24 protein-coding genes are annotated in these 19,419 nt (G+C 70.2%); 9 read left to right on the top strand and 15 right to left on the bottom strand.

Annotation, left to right across the window (positions count from 1 at the left end):
- The first annotated feature begins 120 nt into the window (after nucleotides 1-120).
- Nucleotides 121-471 carry a hypothetical protein gene (locus tag ACFC1I_RS10890; protein WP_376008835.1) on the top strand — a complete coding sequence of 117 codons (351 nt, stop codon included), beginning with the start codon at nucleotides 121-123 and terminating at the stop codon, nucleotides 469-471.
- 4 nt (nucleotides 472-475) lie between these two features.
- Here the strand turns inward: ACFC1I_RS10890 and ACFC1I_RS10885 are convergent, their stop codons facing one another.
- The 5 genes from ACFC1I_RS10885 to ACFC1I_RS10865 all read right to left on the bottom strand — a co-directional run bounded on the left by ACFC1I_RS10885 (nucleotide 476) and on the right by ACFC1I_RS10865 (nucleotide 4,708).
- Complete coding sequence (locus ACFC1I_RS10885) at nucleotides 476-1,402, bottom strand: LLM class F420-dependent oxidoreductase (protein ID WP_376009361.1); 927 nt, start codon at nucleotides 1,400-1,402, stop codon at nucleotides 476-478.
- A 13-nt stretch (nucleotides 1,403-1,415) separates the two neighbouring features.
- Nucleotides 1,416-2,381, bottom strand: coding sequence for a cation diffusion facilitator family transporter (locus ACFC1I_RS10880; protein ID WP_376008833.1), 966 nt, complete (start codon nucleotides 2,379-2,381; stop codon nucleotides 1,416-1,418).
- A 64-nt stretch (nucleotides 2,382-2,445) separates the two neighbouring features.
- A complete protein-coding gene (locus tag ACFC1I_RS10875; protein WP_376008831.1) occupies nucleotides 2,446-3,558 on the bottom strand; it encodes an alpha/beta hydrolase in 1,113 nt (370 codons plus the stop codon).
- Between the two features lie 72 nt (nucleotides 3,559-3,630).
- Nucleotides 3,631-4,302, bottom strand: coding sequence for an SRPBCC domain-containing protein (locus ACFC1I_RS10870; protein ID WP_376008829.1), 672 nt, complete (start codon nucleotides 4,300-4,302; stop codon nucleotides 3,631-3,633).
- Between the two features lies 1 nt (nucleotide 4,303).
- Complete coding sequence (locus ACFC1I_RS10865; protein ID WP_376008827.1) at nucleotides 4,304-4,708, bottom strand: ArsR/SmtB family transcription factor; 405 nt, start codon at nucleotides 4,706-4,708, stop codon at nucleotides 4,304-4,306.
- A 65-nt stretch (nucleotides 4,709-4,773) separates the two neighbouring features.
- Between ACFC1I_RS10865 and proC the strand changes: the two genes are divergently transcribed.
- Entirely contained in the window at nucleotides 4,774-5,619 is an 846-nt protein-coding gene (gene proC / locus ACFC1I_RS10860; protein ID WP_376008825.1) for a pyrroline-5-carboxylate reductase, read from the top strand.
- Nucleotides 5,620-5,625: 6 nt separating this feature from the next.
- Here proC and ACFC1I_RS10855 read toward each other — a convergent pair whose 3' ends face one another.
- A complete protein-coding gene (locus ACFC1I_RS10855) occupies nucleotides 5,626-6,285 on the bottom strand; it encodes a TrkA family potassium uptake protein (RefSeq protein ID WP_374226639.1) in 660 nt (219 codons plus the stop codon).
- 4 nt (nucleotides 6,286-6,289) lie between these two features.
- On the bottom strand, nucleotides 6,290-7,702 hold the full coding sequence (locus ACFC1I_RS10850) for a TrkH family potassium uptake protein (protein WP_376009358.1): 1,413 nt from the start codon (nucleotides 7,700-7,702) through the stop codon (nucleotides 6,290-6,292).
- Nucleotides 7,703-7,830: 128 nt separating this feature from the next.
- Here ACFC1I_RS10850 and ACFC1I_RS10845 point away from each other — a divergent pair, with 128 nt between their 5' ends.
- Nucleotides 7,831-8,238: an ArsR/SmtB family transcription factor gene (locus ACFC1I_RS10845; RefSeq protein ID WP_376008823.1), complete on the top strand. Its 408-nt coding sequence runs from the start codon at nucleotides 7,831-7,833 to the stop codon at nucleotides 8,236-8,238.
- A gap of 9 nt (nucleotides 8,239-8,247) precedes the next feature.
- Here the strand turns inward: ACFC1I_RS10845 and ACFC1I_RS10840 are convergent, their stop codons facing one another.
- Both ACFC1I_RS10840 and ACFC1I_RS10835 read right to left on the bottom strand, forming a co-directional pair.
- Complete coding sequence (locus tag ACFC1I_RS10840; RefSeq protein ID WP_376008821.1) at nucleotides 8,248-9,039, bottom strand: ABC transporter permease; 792 nt, start codon at nucleotides 9,037-9,039, stop codon at nucleotides 8,248-8,250.
- On the bottom strand, nucleotides 9,036-9,974 hold the full coding sequence (locus tag ACFC1I_RS10835; RefSeq protein WP_376008819.1) for an ATP-binding cassette domain-containing protein: 939 nt from the start codon (nucleotides 9,972-9,974) through the stop codon (nucleotides 9,036-9,038). Before ACFC1I_RS10835 ends, ACFC1I_RS10840 begins: the two co-directional genes overlap by 4 nt.
- Before the next feature lie 105 nt (nucleotides 9,975-10,079).
- Between ACFC1I_RS10835 and ACFC1I_RS10830 the strand changes: the two genes are divergently transcribed.
- From ACFC1I_RS10830 to ACFC1I_RS10810, 5 genes are all read left to right on the top strand, one after another.
- Complete coding sequence (locus ACFC1I_RS10830; protein ID WP_376008817.1) at nucleotides 10,080-11,009, top strand: TetR/AcrR family transcriptional regulator; 930 nt, start codon at nucleotides 10,080-10,082, stop codon at nucleotides 11,007-11,009.
- 135 nt (nucleotides 11,010-11,144) lie between these two features.
- Nucleotides 11,145-11,336 (top strand): helix-turn-helix domain-containing protein, encoded by a 192-nt coding sequence (locus ACFC1I_RS10825; protein ID WP_019182077.1) that lies wholly within the window; start codon nucleotides 11,145-11,147, stop codon nucleotides 11,334-11,336.
- 82 nt (nucleotides 11,337-11,418) lie between these two features.
- Entirely contained in the window at nucleotides 11,419-11,517 is a 99-nt protein-coding gene (locus tag ACFC1I_RS10820; RefSeq protein WP_003792170.1) for a 30S ribosomal protein bS22, read from the top strand.
- Nucleotides 11,518-11,600: 83 nt separating this feature from the next.
- Nucleotides 11,601-11,894, top strand: coding sequence for a rhodanese-like domain-containing protein (locus tag ACFC1I_RS10815; protein ID WP_376008815.1), 294 nt, complete (start codon nucleotides 11,601-11,603; stop codon nucleotides 11,892-11,894).
- A gap of 11 nt (nucleotides 11,895-11,905) precedes the next feature.
- Entirely contained in the window at nucleotides 11,906-12,151 is a 246-nt protein-coding gene (locus tag ACFC1I_RS10810) for a glutaredoxin family protein (RefSeq protein WP_376008813.1), read from the top strand.
- Between the two features lie 14 nt (nucleotides 12,152-12,165).
- On the opposite strand, the gene ACFC1I_RS10805 is transcribed toward ACFC1I_RS10810, so the two are convergent.
- From ACFC1I_RS10805 to aspS, 6 genes are all read right to left on the bottom strand, one after another.
- On the bottom strand, nucleotides 12,166-13,272 hold the full coding sequence (locus ACFC1I_RS10805; RefSeq protein WP_376008811.1) for an ABC transporter ATP-binding protein: 1,107 nt from the start codon (nucleotides 13,270-13,272) through the stop codon (nucleotides 12,166-12,168).
- A complete protein-coding gene (locus ACFC1I_RS10800; RefSeq protein WP_376008809.1) occupies nucleotides 13,269-14,066 on the bottom strand; it encodes an ABC transporter permease in 798 nt (265 codons plus the stop codon). The genes ACFC1I_RS10805 and ACFC1I_RS10800 overlap by 4 nt, the downstream gene beginning before the upstream one ends.
- The gene (locus ACFC1I_RS10795; RefSeq protein ID WP_376009355.1) at nucleotides 14,063-14,962 is read right to left on the bottom strand and encodes an ABC transporter permease; all 900 of its coding nucleotides are present in this window, start codon (nucleotides 14,960-14,962) and stop codon (nucleotides 14,063-14,065) included. Before ACFC1I_RS10795 ends, ACFC1I_RS10800 begins: the two co-directional genes overlap by 4 nt.
- 38 nt (nucleotides 14,963-15,000) lie before the next feature.
- Entirely contained in the window at nucleotides 15,001-16,143 is a 1,143-nt protein-coding gene (locus tag ACFC1I_RS10790; RefSeq protein WP_376008807.1) for an ABC transporter substrate-binding protein, read from the bottom strand.
- 201 nt (nucleotides 16,144-16,344) lie between these two features.
- A complete protein-coding gene (locus tag ACFC1I_RS10785) occupies nucleotides 16,345-17,472 on the bottom strand; it encodes a ScyD/ScyE family protein (protein ID WP_376008805.1) in 1,128 nt (375 codons plus the stop codon).
- 114 nt (nucleotides 17,473-17,586) lie between these two features.
- A complete protein-coding gene (gene aspS / locus ACFC1I_RS10780; protein ID WP_376008803.1) occupies nucleotides 17,587-18,927 on the bottom strand; it encodes an aspartate--tRNA(Asn) ligase in 1,341 nt (446 codons plus the stop codon).
- On the opposite strand from aspS, the gene ACFC1I_RS10775 reads away from it, so the two are divergent.
- Complete coding sequence (locus ACFC1I_RS10775; RefSeq protein ID WP_376008801.1) at nucleotides 18,905-19,405, top strand: DUF6264 family protein; 501 nt, start codon at nucleotides 18,905-18,907, stop codon at nucleotides 19,403-19,405. The two genes, aspS and ACFC1I_RS10775, sit on opposite strands and share 23 nt — an antisense overlap.
- The last annotated feature ends 14 nt before the right edge of the window (nucleotides 19,406-19,419 follow it).

The following is a 19,419-nucleotide window of genomic DNA, read 5'->3' as shown; positions in this document are numbered from 1 at the left end:
GCGATGAGCCGCCGGCGGAACGACCGGGAAGTGAACAGCGAATCTCGATGTCGTCACGTGGTGGACCCGGGAGCGGAATGGCGGTCGACACCGCCGAGGGCGCACCGCTAAGGTTCCCGTGTGGATGAGGTGACGCCGCGTGACCGGCTGACGACAGCAGGAGCCGTCGCCCTCGCATCGGCAGCGGGCGGCCTGCTCTCGCTGTGGCTCCACCACGCCCTCTGGGTGCAGAACGCCGGGACGCCGGCCGCGCTGGACGCGAACGAGGGCGCCGCCGTGTTCGCATGGCTCGTCGGTTGGCTGCTGGTCATGTGCGCCGCCGGTGCGGCCGTCGTGCTGCTCGGTGTCGTGGTCCGGCGGATCAGCGCCCGCGCGCTGCCCCTCATCGACATCGTCGCACTCGGAGCCACCGCGGTCCTCATCGCAGGGGCGGTCTCCCTGGCCCCGCTCTGGGCCACGGCCTCGGGCTGAGCCGTCAGCGCGGCAGGTGGGGGAGCACCTCGCCCAGGTACTCGACGTGCGAGACGTCCCGCAGATCCATGAGCTGGAAATAGACGCGCTGCGCGCCGATCGCGACCAGCCGCTCGACCTTCGCGACGATGTCGTCGCGGCTGCCGACGATGTTCACGTCGCCGCGCAGTTCGTCGACGGTGCGGCCGAGGTTCTCGGCGCGCCGGTCGAGTTCGGAGACGGATGCCCCGGCCAGCGTGGGCAACGCCACAGACAGCTTCAGCGAGTCGGGGTCGCGACCCACCCGCTCGCACGCCGCCCGCACGCCGGCGAACTTCTCCGCCGACTCCGCCTCGGACCGGAACCCGATGTTGAACTCGGTCGCGAACCGCGCGGCGAGCTCCGGCGTGCGCTTCGGCCCGCCGCCGCCCACGATGACGGGAACCCGGGCCTGCACCGGCTTCGGCAGGGCCGGGGCATCCGTCAGCCGGTGATGCTTGCCCGCGAAGCTGTAGGTCTCGTTGACCGGCGTCGACCACAGCCCGGTCACGATCGCGAGCTGCTCCTCGAGGAGGTCGAACCGCTTCGCGGGGAACGGGATGCCGTAGGCCTCGTGTTCGCGCCCGAACCACCCGGTGCCGAGGCCGAGCTCGGCACGGCCGCCCGACATCGCGTCGACCTGTGCGACCTGGATCGCGAGCAGACCCGGAACCCGGTACGTCACCGACGACACCAGCGTGCCGAGGCGGATGCGCGAGGTCTCGCGCGCGAGCCCCGCGAGGGTGGTCCACGCGTCGGTGGGACCGGGCAGGCCGTCGCCGTCGCCCATGTGCAGGTAGTGGTCGGAGCGGAAGAATCCGTCGAAACCGAGCCGCTCGGCCGCCTGCGCGAACGCGAGCTGGTCGTCGTAGCTCGCGCCCTGCTGAGGCTCGGTGAAGATGCAGTACTCGATGGGCACGGCGTGCTCAGTCCGTCGACTTGATGACGAACTCGGACGTGGGTGGGGTGTGATCGTCGCCCGGCCGGTAGATGTCGGGCTCGAAGTAGATGATGCGTGCCGCCGGCACCGCCGCGCGCACGCGCGCCTCGATGCGGTCGATGTCGGAGGCGACGTGCGCGAGCGGGGCGTCCGACGCGAAGCCGAGCTTGGCCGCGACCAGCAGCTCGTCGGGGCCGAGGTAGAGCGTCTTGATGTGGATGAGCTTCTCGACCTCCGGTCCGTCGTTGATGGCGTCGACGATGCGGTCGTAGTCGGCATCCGTCGCACCCTCGCCCACGAGGAGGCTCTTCGTCTCGATGCCGAGCGTGATGGCCACGAGGATCAGCAGCGTGCCGATCATGAGCGTGCCGATCGCATCGAAGACGGGGTTGTGCGTGATCGCGGTCATGCCGACGCCGAACAGTGCGAACGCCAGTCCGGTCAGCGCGGCGACGTCCTCGAGCAGCACGACAGGAAGCTCGGGCGCCTTCGAGTGCCGCACGAACGACACCCACGACTGGCCCTTCGCACGCACATGGTTGCTCTCCTTGATCGCCGTGCGCAGCGAGAACGACTCGAGCACGATCGCGACCACGAGCACCGCGATCGGGATCCAGACGTTCTCGAGCTCGTGCGGGTGCGTGAGCTTGTCGATGCCCTCGTAGATCGAGAACAGGCCACCGACCGAGAACAGGATGATCGACACGACGAACGCGTACACGTACCGCTCGCGCCCGTGGCCGAAAGGATGCTCGCGGTCTGCGGCCTTCTTGGCCTTGCGGCCTCCGAGCATCAGCAGCAGCTGATTGCCCGAGTCGGCGACCGAGTGGATCGCCTCGGCGAGCATCGACGCGGAACCCGACAGGAACCACGCGATGAACTTCGCCAGCGCGATGCCCATGTTCGCCAGGAACGCCGCGAGGATCGCCTTGCCGCCGCCGGAAGCACTCATGCGGATGATCTTACGGATGCTGCGACCCGCCGCCCGCACCCCTTGCGAGAAGCCGCGCGGGGTGTCAGTCGGACGAGCGCAGGATGATCGCCTCGGTCGGGGGAGCGGGGTTGTGCGGCTGCCCGACGTACCCGATGACGCGGAGCAGTGCATGGCGGAACTCGGCCGGGCGCTCGAGGTGCGGCGTGTGACCGGTGTCGGGAAGGTCGATTTCGGTCACCTCGCCGCCGGCCTCCCGGTACCGCGCGAGCACGTCGCGCATCTGCGACACCATCTCCTGCGGCGGCGCGACGTCCTCGCCCGGCCACCCGGGGATGATGCCGAGCTTGCCGAGGTTGTTGTAGTCGTAGAACGAGGCGTCCGAGACGATCGGGTCGAGCGCCCCGTGGATCCACAGGATCGGGGGCTTCGGGGCGAGCTCGGCGATGCCCGACACATCGTAGTTGCCGGGGGCCAGGGTGTTCAGCACGCCGATCGTGCCGGCGGCGAACCCCGGCCAGTTATCGCTCGCCACGGAGTCGCCGGGGTAGTTGCCAGTCGCGGTCGAGGTCGTGAGCATCGACTCGACCCAGACGTCCTCGTGGTCCGTCACGTAGCCCGGGGCGACGTAGTGCGCGCGGAAGACGTTGCGCGGCGAGTTCGGCGCATCGGTCGACGTGTCGTGATCGATGAGTCGCTGCACGAAGTCGGGATTGCCGGCGCCTCCGCCGACGCCGGCGTCGTCGTCGGTGAGGCGCGTGCCGTCGCGACGAGTGCCGCCGAACCCGTAGGGCGAGACCGGCGCCTCGAGCGTGAGGCTGAGCACCGGGTGGTCGAGTGCGTACTGCATGACGACGCCCGCGCCGAGCGACCAGCCGACCAGGTGGGCCGTCGGGATGCCGAGCGCCTCGAGCGTGGCGTGCACGTCGTCGCTGAAGTCCCGCACGCCACGCGTCGCGTCGACGGGGGCGTGCTCCGTGCCGCCGTACCCACGCAGGTCGATCGCGATCACGCGCAGATCCTGGGGGAGATCCTCCATCAGCTCCTGCCAGAAGAGCGCGGACGAGCCGTTCCCGTGGATGAGCACCACCGTGCGGTCGGGCGGAGTACCCGGATCGTCGGCGGTGCGCTCCAGCACGTTCACGGTCAGGCCGGGCGTTTCGACGCTGCGTGCGGCGATGCCGTCGAAGAGGGTCATTCCGGGTGCCTCCCACGTCCTGCGGAGACTCCTGCGCCCCCGCCCACTCACGAGAATAGACCGGCCGCGGATCTACTTCTCGGTGGATGGCGGGGTCTGGCCGGTGTAGAACGCGTAGGTGTTGTCGGCGGCTCGCGCGGCGGCCGAGGGGTCGGCGCCGTCGGCGACGTGCGCGGCGCCCCACGCGTCGGCGGCACCGCGGTAGAAGGCGCGGCCCTCGTCCGTGAACGCCCACGCCTCTGCGTCCTCGGGCTTCGGTCCGCCGCCGCCGGTGAGGTGCAGGCCGAGTCCGAGCAGGCCGCCGTCCCAGCCGACGCCGGTGGCGCCGGGGCCGTAGAGATCCCAGAACTCGGCCGGCACGTCGTCGGTGCGGGCGATGTGCTCGAGCTCGAACCGGGTCGCGTCGTCACCCTCGGCGGTGAGGCGCACCGTGATCCATGTCACTCCGCCGCCGTACTCCCACGTCGCCTTGTAGTGCGCGGCGCCGTTCGCCGGGGGCGCGCACTCCTGGATCTCGCCGCCCGCGTTGCCCTCGATCTGGTAGCGACCGCCGACCATGAGGTCGCCCGAGATCGGCTGGAACCACCGTGCGATGCGGTCCGCACTGGTGACGGCATCCCACACGTCGTCGATCGGCGACGGATACGTCTGCGCCAGCGTCTGCACGCGCGACGGGTAGCCGTCGACCTCCTCGCTCTCGATCTCGCGGGTCACTGCGGCCAGCTGGCCCTGTACGTCGACCATGTCATTCCTCCTGGGGTTCGGTCGTGCCGGATTCTTCGTCGGAGTCGGGGTTCGCCGCATCCGTCTCCCGCTCCGCCGCGAGGCGACGGGCGCGGCGCCCGCGGGCGAGCTCGGTGCCGAGCGCGTCGAGGTGCGGTTGCCAGAACCGCCGGAACGGGTCGAACCAGGCCGCGGCGTTCTCGAGTGGTTCGGGAGCGATGGCGTAGAGGCGTCGGGCGCCGTCGGGGCGCACCGTCGCGAAGCCGGACTCTCGCAGCACCCGCAGGTGCTGCGACACCGCCGGCTGCGAGATGCCGAACTCGCGCTGCACGTCCTCGCCGATCTCGCCGGCGCTGCGCTCGCCCTCCGCCAGGAGTTCGAGGATGCGCCGACGCACCGGATCGCCGAGGATGTCGAGCGCGTGCATGGACATAGTATTGCGCTGTCACTTATATAAGTCAACGCCGATATCGGTGTCGTAGGATCGACGCCATGGCTGCAGACACCCCCGCCCTTCCGCCCATCGCGATCCTCGGCGCCGGCTCGATGGGCGGCGCGATCGCGCGAGGCCTCTCGCGCTCCGGGCTCGCGACCGGGGGAGTGACGACGACGAACCGCTCCGCCGCGAAGGCCGCCGAGCTCGACGGCCTCGAGGAGGTCACGAGCGTCGCGCTCGAGACGTCCCCTTCGGGGAACACGGATGCTGCGGCCGCCGCCCGCGTCGTTCTCGTGGGGGTGAAGCCCGCCATGGTCCCGGATCTGCTGCGCGAGATCTCCCCGGCGCTGGAGCCCGGCACCATCGTCGTGAGCCTCGCCGCGGGCGTCACGATCGCGACGTTCGAGGAGATCTTGGGCGACGGCGTCGCGGTGCTGCGGTCGATGCCGAACACCCCGGCACTCGTCGGAAAGGGCGTCACCGGCCTCGCCACCGGCACGCACGCCGACGCCGCCGCGACCGCCACCGTGCGCCGCCTGTTCGAGACCGTCGGAACCGTCGTCGAGGTGCCCGAGTCGCAGATCGACGCCCTGTCGACGATCTCGGGGTCGGGTCCCGCCTACTTCTTCCTGCTCGTGGAGGAGTTCACGAAGGCCGCCGTGGGCAAGGGGTTCGATCAGGCACAGGCGCGGGTCATGGCCGAGCAGACCTTCATCGGCGCCGCGGCGCTGCTCGAGGCATCCGGTGACGACCCGGCGGAGCTGCGCCGGCGCGTGACCAGCCCGAAGGGCACGACCGAGCGGGCCGTCGCCGTGCTGCAGGACGCCCGGCTCGACGACGTGTTCGCCGAGGCGACGGACGCCGCCCTCGCCCGTGCGAAGGAGCTCGCCGCCGGCGCGTGAGGCCGCTCAGCGCTCGAGGGACGCGAAGCGCTCGATGTCGGAGTTCGTGCCCGACACGATGATGAGGTCGTGGTTCGTGACGACGGTGTTCGCCTCCGCGTAGCGGAAGGGCTTGCCCGGGCTCTTCACGCCCACGACCGTCACGTTGTACTTCGTGCGCACGCCCGACTCGTTGAGGCCGACGCCGCGGATGAACTTCGGCGGGTACAGCTTCGCGAGCGCGAAGTCGTCGTCGAACCGGATGAAGTCGAGCATGCGGCCGCTCACGAGGTGGGCGACGCGCTCGCCGGCTTCGCGCTCAGGGTAGATGACGTGGTTGGCGCCGACGCGGGCGAGGATCTTGCCGTGCGACTGCGACACCGCCTTCGCCCAGATCTGCGGCACCTTGAGATCGACGAGGTTGGCCGTGATGAGGACGGATGCCTCGATCGACGAGCCGACCGCGACCACGGCGACCGAGAAGTCCTGGGCGCCGATCTGCTTCAGCGCGTCGATGTTGCGGGCGTCGGCCTGCACCGTGTGGGTGACGCGCTCCGACCACTTCTGCACGAGATCGAGGTTGTCGTCGATGGCGAGCACCTCGCGGTCGAGCCGGTCGAGCTCACCCGCGCACGCGGCGCCGAAGCGCCCGAGTCCGATCACGAGAACGGGCGCATCGCCCCTCATCCGCTCAACCAACGATCGGCCTTTCCACGGGCAGCGAGTACAGCTGCGATCGGGATGACGCGGCCACCGCCGCGGCGAGTGTCACTGTACCAACGCGACCCATGACGATCGTGATGGCCAGGACGTAGACGGCGGGATCGGGCAGCTCCGCCGTGAGGCCGGTCGACAGGCCCACCGTCGCGAAGCCCGAGATGACGTCGAAGAGCACGTCGCCGAGGTCGGCCTTCGTGATCTGCGTGATGATGATCGTCGACAGCGCGACGATCGTCGATCCCCATGCCACGACCGACAGTGCGACGCGCAGCACGTCGCTCGGGATGCGGCGGCCGAACACCTGGTTCGAGGCGCGGCCCTTCGCCTCGGAGATCACCGCGAGGGCGATCACGGCGAGGGTGGTCACTTTGATGCCGCCGGCGGTCGACGCCGACCCGCCGCCGACGAACATGAGCATGCACGCCACGAGGAGACTCGACTGGTTGAGCTCGCCGATGTCGAGGATCGAGAACCCGCCCGATCTCGTCATCGCCGACAGGAAGAACGCCTGGAACGTCGTATCCCAGGCGTCCTTGGTGCCGAGCGTGAGCAGGTTGTCGTACTCGAGCACGAGGAACACGACGCCGCCGGCGAAGAACAGCGTCACCGTGGTGATGAGGGTGAGCTTCGCGTGCAGCGACCACCGCCGCACCCGCCACCGCTGGCGCAGCAGCGTGTAGATCACGGGGAACCCGATCGAGCCGAGGAAGACGCCGGCCATCAGGACGGTGAGGAAGAAGTAGTCGTGGCGGAACGGCGCGAGCCCCTCGGCGTTGGGCGTGAAGCCCGTGTTCGTGAACGACATCGCGGCGTAGAAGGGCGCCTCCCACAGCGCGACGTCCCACGGCACCCCCGCGACGATCAGCCCGGGGTAGAGCAGGATCGCGAGGATCGTCTCGATCACGAGCGTCGAGAGCGCGACGGTGGCGAGCAGACTGCCGATCTGGCCCAGCTGCACCGTCTGGCCCTCGTTGACAGGCCCGCCGTGGGTGCGCAGCGGATTCGAGTCGCTCGCCGCGATCAGCTTGGCCCTGAGGCCCAGGCGGCGTGAGATCACGAGTCCGAGGATGGAGGCGAGCGTCAGCACGCCGAGGGCGCCGATCTGCACGCCGATGAACACCAGCACGTGACCGAACGGCGACCAGTGCGTCGCCATGTCGACCGTCGCGAGTCCCGTGACGCAGATGGTCGACACCGCCGTGAAGAACGCGTCGGCGAAGGGGGTCACCTGTCCGTTCGCCGCGGCGATCGGGAGGGAGAACAGTCCCGTGAACACGAGGATCAACGACAGGAAGATGATGATCGCGAACCGGGCGGGGGAGCGCTGCGTCAGCTCGCGGAAAAACTCCATGAACCCGTGGCCCAGCGCGCGCAGCGGACTCATGCCGGTGACGGGGGCGACGCGCCTGCCATCCGTCATACGGGGTTCCTCCTGATGCGAAACCGTGCTCCTGCGGCGGCCCGGCGGTCTCGCTCATGGTACTCCGCAGGGCTCCCGACTAATCTGAGCACATGGCGGACATCTTCGACGTGATCGCAGACGGAACGCGTCGCGACATCCTGCGACTGCTGCTCGATCGATCATCCGCCGGAGAGCGCGGCACCAGCGTGTCGCACATCGTGACCGAGCTCGGCGCCAGTCAGCCGACCGTGTCGAAGCACCTCAAGGTGCTGCGCGACGCGCACCTCGTCTCGGTGCGCGAAGAGGGTCAGCACCGCTACTACAGCCTGTCGGCCGCACCGCTCGACGAGGTCGACGACTGGCTGGTGCCCTTCCTCGACGACGGCATGGACGCCGACGACTCGAGCGGAGCCGGCCTGACCGACTCCGCGGCACACGCGGCCGAGGTCGTCGGCCGCGCCGCCGCTTCCGCGAAGCACGCGCTCGAGAACGCCTTCAAGCGGCTCCCCGGGCGCTGAGGCGTCCGTCTATCGGCGTCCCGCCTTGCGGCGGAAGAGCCACCCGCCCCACGCGAACGACACCGCGAGGATCGCGAGGCACCAGCCGATGGCCCACCACCCCGAGTCGCCCATCGGTGTGCCCATGAGGAGGCTCCGCAGCGTCTCGATGATCGGTGTCACCGGCTGGTTCTCGGCCACCCACTGCAGCCACTCGGGCATCGTGGTCACGGGTACGAACGCGCTCGACAGGTACGGCAGGAACAGGATGATGAAGCCGTAGCCGTTCGCGGCTTCGGGGCTGCCCGCGGCGAGCCCGATCGCGGCGAACAGGTACGTGATCGTGAGGATGTAGAGCGCGATGATGCCGATGGCGCCGAGCCATCCCCACACGTCGGCCGTCGGGCGGAAGCCAAGCAGCAGCGCGACGCCGATCACCACCGCGGTGGCCAGCAGGTTGCGCAGCAGGCTCGCGACCACGTGGCCGGTGAGCACCGCGCTGGCGCGCAGCGGCATCGTGCGGAAGCGGTCGATGATGCCGGCCTTCATGTCGTTCGCGACGTACACGGCGGTCGAGGCGGCGCCGAACCCTGCGCACAGCAGGATGATGCCCGGCACCACGTAGTCGACGTAGCCCCCTGACGGGTCGATGGCGCCGCCGAAGACGTACGTGAACATCACCATGAGCAGCACCGGCAGCAGGACCGCCATGAGCAGCGACTCGCCGTCGCGGAGCGAATGCAGCAGGCTCCGGCCGACGAAGACGCTCTCGGCGGTGAGGCCGGAGACGCGTGGGCGCAGGGCGGGGGCGATGGCGGTCATGCGAGCTCCTTGGCGGTGTCGGCCGGCGCTTCGGCCGGGACGGCGCGGCGCTCGCCGCGGCCGTCGGGTGAGGTGAGGGCGAGGAAGACGTCGTCGAGGCTCGGCCGGCGCAGGGTCACGATGCCCTCGGCGCCGGACTCGTCGAGCACGTCGAGCGCGCGCCGCAGCCCCGACACCGAGCCGTCCGTCGGCACCTTGCGGAGCAGCTCGCCGTGCGCATCGTGCAGCTCGACGGCATCGCCGCCGACGCGGGCCTTGAGCTCTGCCGCCGTGCCGACGGCGACGATGCGGCCGGCGTCGAGCACGGCGATCCGGTCGGCGAGGTGGTCGGCCTCCTCGAGGTACTGCGTCGTGAGGAAGACGGTCGTGCCGGCGTCGGCGAGCGAGCGGATGACCTCCCACAGCTCGCGGCGGCTGCGGGTGTCGAGGCCGGTCGTCGGCTCGTCGAGGAAGAGGATCTCGGGCGCGACGACGAAGCTCAGGGCGAGGTCGAGGCGCCGGCGCATGCCACCCGAGTAGGTGCCGACGCGGCGGGTCGCAGCATCCGTCAATCCGAAGCGGGCCAGCAGCTCGCCGGCGCGCACACGGGCGGTCCGCCGCGACAGCCCGGAGAGGCGGCCGAGCATGACGAGGTTCTCGGTGCCGGTGAGGGCGTCGTCGACAGCGGCGGACTGGCCGGTGAGGCTGATGCGGCGCTTGACCTGCTCGGGATCGCGGGCGACGTCGATGCCGGCGACCGTCGCGGTGCCGGTGTCGGGGCGGACGAGGGTCGTGAGCACGTTGATCGTCGTGGTCTTGCCGGCGCCGTTCGGGCCGAGCAGCGCGAAGATCTCGCCGCGCGCGACCGCGAGGTCGAGCCCGTCGAGGACCTGCTGGCGGCCGAAGGCCTTGCGAAGGCCGGAGGCGACGATGACCGGGGCGGTGCGGTCGGGCATGGGGCTTCCTTCCGTGGTTCCGTGTAGGGGAGAAACTGTTTACGCCAGTAACTGTTTATGACGCTAACACACTGTTTACGAGATAAACAGTCCTAGACTGGCGCCATGACCGATGCAGTCGAGCCCGAGCTCCCGCGCGGCATCGCCCTCGCGTGGGGCGTGGCGGCCAACCCGCAGCGTGGCCCCAAGCGGGAGATGAGCGTCGAGCGGATCGTCGAAGCGGCGGTGGAGATCGCGGATGCCGAGGGCCTGGGCGCCGTGTCGATGGCGGCGGTCGCGGCACGCCTCGGCTTCACGCCGATGTCGCTCTACCGCTACGTCAATGCGAAGGAGGACCTCATCCTGCTGATGCAGGAGGAGGCGACCGGCGCCCCCTCCGAAGCGACGCGGACCGCGGGCGGCTGGCGCGAGCGGCTGGAGGCCCTCTACCGCGAGCAGCTGCAGAACTATCTCGCGCACCCGTGGGTGCTCGACATCCCGATCTCGGGGGTGCCCGCGACGCCGAACAGCGCGGCCTGGATGGACGCCGGACTCAGCGCGCTCGCCGACACCGGCCTGAACTACTCCGAGCGCCTCGCCGTCATGCTGCTCGTGACCGGCACCGCCCACTGGGCCGGCACGATCCTGGCCGGGTACGCGCGGGTCGAGCGCGAGCGGGGTCTCGACGGCGAGGCGATCAGCCGCAGCGAGGACGCGATGTTCCGCACCCTCATCACGGCCGACGCGTACCCCGACCTCCGCGCGGCGATCGAGTCCGGCGTGTTCCTGGACGAATCGGACCCGTTCTCGTTCGCGCTCGCCCGCGGCCTCGAGGGGGTCAGCGACTACATCGCCGCGACGGCGGACGGACGCCGCGACCAGCCGGGCAGCTGGGTGGTGCCCGACGACGCCGACATCGCCGACGACAAGAAGTTCCGCGAGGCGCGCAAGGTGGTGCGCGACGCCGAGAAGGCCCTGCGCGACGCGCACAAGCTCGAGAGGCAGGCCGCCCGCGAGGCGCGGGATCGGCGAGCGCGGCAGCGACCCGAGGGCTGATCGCCCCATACGCATCACATGTCACAGTGGTTCACAGCAGCCTCTGTGTTTACACGCGGGTCACGCGCGTTCTAGAGTGACTGCATCGCCCCTTGGGGAAGGGGGATCACACTACTTCTGGGGAAGGGGATCGACATGGCTGAACTCCCGGACGTGCGTTTCCTCACGGTGGCCGAGGTCGCCGAGTTGATGCGTGTCTCGAAGATGACGGTCTACCGTCTCGTCCACTCGGGCGAACTGCCCGCCGTGCGGTTCGGACGCAGCTACCGGGTGCCCGAATCCGCGGTCACCGAGGCCCTGCAACGGCCGATCGCCGACGTCGGCTAGACTGTTCCGAGGCATTTTTCCTTTTGCCCCGTTCCCGGGCGCGGCCAGGCCGCGTCCAGACCCCGATCTAGTGAGGTTTTCCGTGGGTTCTGTCATCAAGAAGCGCCGCAAGCGCATGGCGAAGAAGAAGCACCGCAAGCTGCTTCGCAAGACCCGCCACCAGCGCCGCAACAAGAAGTAAGCGGCATCCGCACCAAGCGCCTGTCTTCGGACGGGCGCTTCGTGTATGCCGCGCCCGCAGAGCCCGCGACCCGGGAGGCCGTCATGAAGTCCATCACCGTCCAGCAGCTGCGCGACCGCGTCGAGACCCCGCTCATCGACGTGCGCGAGGTCGACGAGTACACGGCGGGCCACGTGCCCGGCGCGATCAACATCCCGATGTCGGTTATCGGCGGCCGGCTCGACGAGCTGCCCGACGGCGCGTTCGACGTCATCTGCGCCATCGGAGGCCGCTCCGGCCGCGTCGTCGAGGCGCTCGAGGCGCGCGGCTACGACGCGACGAACGTCGACGGCGGCACCAACGAGTGGATCGCCTCCGGCTACCCGGTCGAGGCGTGACGGCGCGGGCCGTGACCACCGTCACCCTGATCGGCAAGCCCGACTGCCACCTCTGCGACGTCGCCCGCGAGGTCGTCGAGACCGTCGTGGCCGAGCTGCCCGAGGACGCGGTCGACGTCGAGGAGCTCTCGATCGCGGACGACCCCGCCCTCTACGCCCAGTGGTGGGAGAAGATCCCCGTGGTGCTCATCGACGGCGAGCTGCACGGGCACTGGCGCGTGTCGCCCGACCGCCTGCGGGCGGCGCTGGCCGGCTGAGCCCGCGTCCCCGATCAGTCGCGGGGGCGCACCGTCACGGGCTCGGGCACCAGGGCGATGCGCACGCGCTCGGCGTACTCGACACGGTCGGTCGCCGCGTGCTGCACGCGCACGAGGGAGTCATCGGCGGTGCGCACCAGGGTGCGGCGGAAGCTGCCGAGGAACGTGCTCTCCTGCACGATCGCGTCCATGCCGGGCGCGTCGCCGTCGGCGAGGCGCAGGTTCTCGGGGCGCAGGAACACGTCGACCGGCCCCGGGGCGCTCGGCGCCTGGAGCGGCAGCCGCACGCCCCACACCGTCACGGTGCCGCCCTCGACGACGCCGGGCACGACGCTCGAGACGCCGATGAACGCCGCGACGCCGGCGGTCGCCGGGTTGAGGTAGAGCTCCTCCGGCGTGCCGATCTGCTCGATGCGGCCCGCGTTCATGACGGCGATGCGGTCGGACACCGCGAGCGCCTCCTCCTGGTCGTGCGTCACGAACACCGTCGTGATGCCCAGGCGCAGCTGGATGCGGCGGATCTCGTCGCGCAGCTGCACGCGCACCTTGGCGTCGAGCGCCGACAGCGGCTCGTCGAGCAGCAGCACGCGCGGCTCCGTCACGAGGGCGCGGGCGAGCGCCACGCGCTGCTGCTGGCCGCCCGAGAGCTGGTGCGGGAAGCGGTCGGCGAGGTGCCCGAGCCCGACGAGCTCGAGCGCATCGGCGGCGCGGGTCGCAGCATCCCTCTTCCCGATGCCGCGTCGGCGCAGCCCGAACGCCGTGTTGTCGGCGACGCGCAGGTGCGGGAAGAGCGAGTACGACTGGAAGACCATGCCGATGTCGCGCCTGTTCGTCGGGATGCCCGAGACGTCCGCGCCGCCGAGGCGCACCTCGCCCGCCGTCGCCTTCTCGAGGCCGGCGAGCACGCGGAGGGCGGTCGTCTTGCCGCAGCCGGAGGGGCCGAGCAGCGAGACGAACTCGCCGGGTTCGATGTCGAGGTCGACGCCGTGCAGCACGCGGGTGGCGCCGTACTCCTTGACGACGCCGCGGAACTCGACGCGCGTGCCCTCGCCGGCGTCGGCGAGCAGCAGGTTGTCGGAGGTCGCGGGGAGGGTGCGGGGCGGGGTGTCGGCGGAGGTCATTCGGGAGCCTTTCCGGAGCCGGCGCGGCCGGCGCGGCCGATGATGAGCAGCAGCACGAACGCGAACGCGAGCGCGAGCAGGGTGAAGATGGCCGCGGCGTACGAGTCCTGGCGGTTGATCACCACGAGTCCGGTCTGCAGCACCTGGCGGTTGAGCAGCGACGCGATCGTGAACTCGCCGAGGACGACGGCGACGGAGATGAGGGATGCTGCGAGCAGCCCCTGTCGCAGGTTCGGGGCGATCACGCGCACCAGCACGGTGACCCAGCCGGCGCCGAGCGTGCGCGCGGCCTCGGACAGCGTCTTGACGTCGATCGCGTCGATGGACGCCTGGATGGAGCGGTACGTGAACGGCAGCACGAGGATGCCGTACGCGAAGGCGAGCGTCCACGCACCGGTGCCGAGCGTGCGCCCGATCTGCAGATAGATGGGCGCGAGGCCCACCACGAGCACGATCGCGGGGATCGTGATCGGCAGGAGCGCGAGGAACTCGAACCCGCGTCGCAGCTTCGGGAACTTGAGCGCCACCAGCACCATCGTCGGGGTGAAGAGGAACAGCACGATGAGCACCGTCACGCCGGCGAGGATGAGCGAGTTGGCGAGCCCGGTCCAGATCGGGCGGTAGCGCGCCGCGTTCGCCGGATCGAACAGCGCGAACCAGCGGTCGAGCGAGTACGAGCCGTCCGGCGACGACAGCGTGAAGAGGAACGTCGCGAGGAACGGGATGACGAAGACGAGCCCGACGACGGCGCCGATGATCCAGCGGACGGCGGGGGAGGGGGCGAGCCGGTTCATGCCTGCCACCTCGCGGCGCGTCGCTGGATGAGTGCGTAGACCCACATGACGACGGCGACGACGACGATCATGCCGAGGGCGAGCGCGCCCGCGAGGTTCTCGCGGCCGAGCAGCGTCTCGCTCGTGAGTGCGGTGCGGATCTGGAGCGGCACGATCTGCGAGCCCTGACTCGCGAGGGCCGCGGCGGTCGCGTACGAGGAGAAGGCGTTCGCGAACAGCAGCAGCAGGCTCGCGAGGAACGAGGGCGCGAGCACCGGGAAGCCGACGTGGCGCCAGAAGCCGGAGCGCGTGCCGCCGAGCGTCAGGTGCGCCTCGAACCACTGCGGGCGCAGCGCCGCGAGCGCCGGCATGAACGTGATGATCATGAGGGGGACCTGGAAGACGAGATAGGCGGGGATGAGGCCCGGCAGGGCGTAGATCCACGCGCCGCCGGCGAAGATGTCGATGCCGAGCGCGTCGCGGAGGAACTTCGTGACGACGCCCTGCGTGCCGATCGCCGCGATCATCGTGAAGGCGAGCATGACGCCGCCGAACTGGGCGAGGACGCCGGATGCGGCATCCACGGTGGTCCGTATGAATCCTGTGTCGGGGAGCCCGAGCATCGCGTAGCAGACCAGTGCGCCGATGATCGCGCCGACGACCGCGGTGAGCAGCGACACCCACGTCGAGTTCCAGAACGTCGCCAGGATGACGGGGTCGCCGAGCGCGGCGAGGTTGTCGAACGTGAACGCTCCGTCGCCGTCGAAGAGGCCCGACGCCACCGCGATGACCGTCGGCAGGGCGAGGAACAGCAGCACGTATGCCGCGAACGGGGTGAGCCCGAGCCACGACCAGTCGGGCGCGGGGCGGCCCCGCCGCGCCGGAGCTGATGGCTCCGACGCGGCGGGGTTTGTCACGCGGTCCTGGTCGGGACCGGTGAGGATGTGTGCGGTCGTCACTGGACCGCTGCGGCCCACTTCTCGCCCAGGAGCGTGCCGGCGTCCGCCGACTGCTCCTCCGTCGGGACGACCGTCTCCTCAGGAGCGGTCGGCAGGGCGTCGGCGAGTTCCTGGTCGATCGTGCCGGCCTCGATCATGGCCTCCATGCGCACCGGGCGGGCGCCGCCCTTCAGCCAGAGGTTCTGCACCTCGTCGCTGTAGAGGAACTCCTGCCACAGACGCGCAGCGGCCGGGTTCGGGGCGTCCCGGTTGATGGCCTGGTTGTAGTAGCCGGCGTAGCCGACGCCCGGGAATACGACGGTCTCCCACGTCGGGGTGTCGGCCTGGTGCGCCGCGTTGAGGTAGTCCCAGTCGAAGACGACGGGGGTCTCGCCGCTGGCGACCGTGGCGCTCGTGACGTCGAGCTTCAGCATGTTGCCGGCCGCGTTGAGCTCGGAGAACCAATCGATGCCCGGCTGGAAGTCGTCGAGCGTGCCGTCCGACTGCACCGTCGCGAGACCGACGGCCGCGAAGGCGGCGCCGGCCTGCGTCGGGTCGCCGTTGATCGCCACCGCACCCTTGTAGGCCTCGCCGAGCAGGTCGTCGAGCGACTCGGGAGCGTCGAAGCGCGCCGAGTCGTAGCCGACCGACATGTACCCGCCGTAGTCGCCGACGAACAGACCCGTCGACTCCTTGAGGGCGTCGGGGATGTCGTCCCAGGTCTCGACCTGGTACGGCGCGAACCAGTCGGTGTTCTGCAGCGCCACCGTGAGTCCGAGGTCGAACACGTCGGGTGCGGTGTCGAGCCCCTCGTTCGTCGCGGCGGCCTGGATCTCCTCGGCCGACGACACGTCGGGCGACTGCTCGTTGATCGTGATCTCGGGGTAGCGCTCGGCGAAGAGGTCGAGGATCTCGCCGTAGTTCGCCCAGTCGCGCGGCAGCGCGATGACGTTCAGCTGGCCTTCGGCCTTGGCGGCCTCCTCCAGGTCGGCGAACGTGCCGAAGTCGGCGAGGCTCGTGGCCGTCGCCGCGTCGGACGCCGCGCCGTCGGTGCCCTCCGCCGACGGTGTGCCGGCGCTCGAGCAGCCGGCGAGGGTGAGAGCGGCGACCGTGGCCGCGGCGGCGCCGAGCAGCAGCCGGCGCGAAGTGATGTGGGACATGTTCGTTCCTCTCGGGTGTCTCCCGAGCACGCCGAAGAGGGCTCGGGATTCGGGGATGAGAGGAAGCTATGCCCGGTTGATGACACGGTGACGCGTCGGCGATGAACGTTCGGTGAGCGTCCGGTGGACGATGCGTCCCAGGGCGCTGGTGCCGAGGCCCCGGCGGGCGAACCCGGCCGGGGCCTCGGCGCCGTGGCCTACCTACCGCAGGGCGACCGAGACGACCTCGCCGCCGCCGGGCAGCACGGCGCCGGTGCTCACGTACGCCGTCGTGCCGGAGATCGCCACGCCGTAGGGGGCGAACAGACCCGACAGCACCGCCGGATGCTGAGCGGCTCCGGGCACCACCTTGCGCAGCGAGCCGATCGGCGGGCTGTCGTCGAGGAAGCCGGCGTCCTTGATCTGCACCGCGTACAGCGTCTGGTGCTGCCACGCGAGGCTGGTCACGTTGCTCAGCCCTGTGGCGTAGACGGTCGGCTGCTGGCCGGGCACGATGCGCCAGATGCTCGACTTGCCCGCCGGGAACGGGAAGCCCAGGAGCTGCGACACGTAGTACGCGCCGTCGGGACCCACGACGACGTTGGTCGGAACCGCCTCGGCGGGAATCGGATCGCCGCCCCACGGCGGAACGCCGAATGTGGGAGGCAGGACGGCCACCGTGGCGTCGGCGAGGTTGCCGCCGAGGGTCACGATCGCGTTCGCACCGGCGTCGGCGATGGTCCAGCGCTTGCTGTTGACGTCGACGAACCCGCTCGGATTCGAGTCGACCTGCGCGCCGTCCGGGTTCACCGCGTCCTCGTACCCCGTCACGTCGACGGCGACGGTGAGCGGCTGGCCGATGCGGCCCGTCACGACGGTGCCCAGTGCGGCGCCGCCCGCCCCGAGCAGTGCCCGGCTCTCGCCGTTTCCGCCGAGTCCCACGAGGACGGCGATGTTGCCACCCCGCACGCTCACGGCCGAGGGTCCGGTGGCGCCGGAGCCGTCAGCACCGGCGAGGGACGGAAGCCCTGTGACGATCCGGGTCTGCGTTCCGCGGCTGATCTGCGTCACCGCGCCCGTGGCTCCCAGGCACACGCTCGCCTCGGGATCCTCCGGATTGGGCAGGCAGGGGCCGGCGCCGCCCGTTCCGGCTTCGGCGACGTACACCGTGCCGCCCGCGCCGATGGACACCTGGCGCGGGTTGTCGAGGCCGGTGGCGACGACCGACGACACGGGCGGTGGCGGATCGGCGGCGACCGCCGGCGCGCCGGCTGAGACGACGGCGATCGTTGCCGCCGCCGCGGTGATGAGGGCCGCCAGGGCCCGTGACCGACTTCTCCGATGACTCATTTGGGACCCCCCGGGGTCGCTTGAAAGAAGATGTGTCCCCGCCCCCGCGACACAGCATCGCGGGAACGGGGACACATCCGCAGCGGGGTTTGCCCCTAACGAGTCCGGGTGTTGCTAGGGGGCCAGCCGTGTCGGGCCGCGGAACAGGTACGTGACCTCGCGGATCGAGTCCTGGCCGAGCAGCAGCATCAGCACGCGCGCGAGACCCATGCCGAAGCCGCCGTGAGGCGGGGCGCCGTAGCGGAAGAAATCGAAGTAGAAGTCGAGGTGCTCGGCCCCGAGCCCCTTCTCCTTCGCCTGCTCGATGAGCACGTCGACGCGGTGCTCGCGCTGCGCGCCCGTCGTGATCTCGACGCCCTTGAACAGGAGGTCGTAGGACTTGGTGAGCCCGGTCTCCTCGTCGCGCATGTGGTAGAACGCGCGGATCTCGGGGTGGTAGTCCGTGATGAAGACGAACTGATGGCCGTAGGTCTCTTCGACGTAGGCCGAGATCTGGCGCTCGCCCTCGGGGTCGAGGTCGCCGTCGGTGCGAGGGATCTCGTATCCGCGGCTCTTGACGATCTCGCGGGCCTCGGCCAGCGGAATGCGCGGGAACGGGATCGCGGGCACCTGCACCTCGAGGCCGAACAGCTCCTCGATCTCTGCGCCGTACTTGTCCTTGACGGCCTGGAACGCGGTCTGCAGGAGTTCCTCCTGCATGGCGGCGACGTCCTCGTGGGAGTCGATCCAGCTGATCTCGGCGTCGACCGAGGTGAACTCGGTCGCATGGCGCGACGTGAACGAGGGGTCGGCGCGGAAGGCGGGAGCGATCTCGAAGATCTTGCCGAAGCCGGCGACCTGCGCCATCTGCTTGAAGAACTGCGGCGACTGCGCGAGGTACGCGGTCTTGTCCTCGAAGTAGGGCACCTCGAAGAGCTCGGCGTTGGACTCGGACGCCGAGGCCATGAGCTTGGGGGAGTGCACCTCGATGTAGTCGCGCTCGATCCAGTACGAGCGGAGGGCGTGCTCGAGGGTGGTCTGCACGCGGAAGATGAGGTTGTTGCGACGCTGGCGCAGGTCGAGGAAGCGCCAGTCCATGCGCTTGTCGAGACCCGAGTCGGCCGCGATCGGCGTTTCGGGCAGCGCCGCGGCCGCGATGTCGAGCGCACCGATCTTGATCTCGACGCCGCCGAGCTTCACGCGCTCGTCGTGCTTGAGCTCGCCCGTCACGGTCAGGAACGTGCCCGTGGCGAGGTTCGAGATGAGGTCGGTGAGGGCCAGGGCCGCAGCATCCTGTTCCGTGCCGTCCTCTGCCGGACGGGTCGCCGGATTCACCAGCTGCACGGCGCCGGACTCATCGCGGAGGATGACGAACTGCACCTTCTTCTGATCGCGGACGGTCTCGACCCACCCGGAGACGGACACCGGGCCGTCGGGGAGACCCTGAAGCTGCTTGACGAGGACGCGTTCACTCACGAGCGACAAGTCTACGTGGACGCGCCGTCGCCGCCTTCTCGCCGAAGTCCGCGCTCGCCGCTACCATGCGGGCATGACCACGCCGGAACCCCAGCTGTCCGCGCCGGGGTGGGCCGCATCGGCCCCGCCATCCGCCAAGCCGCCGGTGAAGGTCCTCGACCTCGTGATCACGATCGTGCTGCTCGTCGCCGACGCCGTGCTGGCGACGCTGGCGTCGTTCATGGGCATCTTCCTCGTGATGGCGTCCGACTCGTGCGGGGTGCGCGACTGCAACGTCGACCTCATCACCCTCGGGTGGCTGATGGGCATGATCCTGCCGTGGGTGATGCTCGTCGCGACGGTCGTCGTGGCGATCGTGCTGATGGTCAAGCGACGGCTCGCGTTCTGGGTGCCGCTCGCGGGCGCCGCCCTCATCGTGCTGTCGCTCGTCGCCGCGTTCCTGGTGGCCTCGGCTGCGGTTCCCGGCTCCACGCTCTGATCCCTGCCCCTTCG

It is taken from the genome of Microbacterium sp. NPDC056044, from assembly GCF_042267145.1.
GTDB lineage: Bacteria > Actinomycetota > Actinomycetes > Actinomycetales > Microbacteriaceae > Microbacterium.
Note: the sequence above shows the minus strand (reverse complement) of the source record. Positions and strands in the feature narration are given on the sequence as shown.

Bases quoted from the DNA above. Each gene is read 5' to 3' on its own strand.
- ACFC1I_RS10880 (WP_376008833.1), bottom strand. From the start codon at position 2,381: ATGAGTGCTTCCGGCGGCGGCAAGGCGATCCTCGCGGCGTTCCTGGCG.
- ACFC1I_RS10875 (WP_376008831.1), bottom strand. From the start codon at position 3,558: ATGACCCTCTTCGACGGCATCGCCGCACGCAGCGTCGAAACGCCCGGC.
- ACFC1I_RS10870 (WP_376008829.1), bottom strand. From the start codon at position 4,302: ATGGTCGACGTACAGGGCCAGCTGGCCGCAGTGACCCGCGAGATCGAG.
- ACFC1I_RS10865 (WP_376008827.1), bottom strand. From the start codon at position 4,708: ATGCACGCGCTCGACATCCTCGGCGATCCGGTGCGTCGGCGCATCCTC.
- proC (WP_376008825.1), top strand. From the start codon at position 4,774: ATGGCTGCAGACACCCCCGCCCTTCCGCCCATCGCGATCCTCGGCGCC.
- ACFC1I_RS10855 (WP_374226639.1), bottom strand. From the start codon at position 6,285: ATGAGGGGCGATGCGCCCGTTCTCGTGATCGGACTCGGGCGCTTCGGC.
- ACFC1I_RS10850 (WP_376009358.1), bottom strand. From the start codon at position 7,702: ATGAGTCCGCTGCGCGCGCTGGGCCACGGGTTCATGGAGTTTTTCCGC.
- ACFC1I_RS10845 (WP_376008823.1), top strand. From the start codon at position 7,831: ATGGCGGACATCTTCGACGTGATCGCAGACGGAACGCGTCGCGACATC.
- ACFC1I_RS10840 (WP_376008821.1), bottom strand. From the start codon at position 9,039: ATGACCGCCATCGCCCCCGCCCTGCGCCCACGCGTCTCCGGCCTCACC.
- ACFC1I_RS10835 (WP_376008819.1), bottom strand. From the start codon at position 9,974: ATGCCCGACCGCACCGCCCCGGTCATCGTCGCCTCCGGCCTTCGCAAG.
- ACFC1I_RS10830 (WP_376008817.1), top strand. From the start codon at position 10,080: ATGACCGATGCAGTCGAGCCCGAGCTCCCGCGCGGCATCGCCCTCGCG.
- ACFC1I_RS10825 (WP_019182077.1), top strand. From the start codon at position 11,145: ATGGCTGAACTCCCGGACGTGCGTTTCCTCACGGTGGCCGAGGTCGCC.
- ACFC1I_RS10815 (WP_376008815.1), top strand. From the start codon at position 11,601: ATGAAGTCCATCACCGTCCAGCAGCTGCGCGACCGCGTCGAGACCCCG.
- ACFC1I_RS10805 (WP_376008811.1), bottom strand. From the start codon at position 13,272: ATGACCTCCGCCGACACCCCGCCCCGCACCCTCCCCGCGACCTCCGAC.
- ACFC1I_RS10800 (WP_376008809.1), bottom strand. From the start codon at position 14,066: ATGAACCGGCTCGCCCCCTCCCCCGCCGTCCGCTGGATCATCGGCGCC.
- ACFC1I_RS10790 (WP_376008807.1), bottom strand. From the start codon at position 16,143: ATGTCCCACATCACTTCGCGCCGGCTGCTGCTCGGCGCCGCCGCGGCC.
- ACFC1I_RS10785 (WP_376008805.1), bottom strand. From the start codon at position 17,472: ATGAGTCATCGGAGAAGTCGGTCACGGGCCCTGGCGGCCCTCATCACC.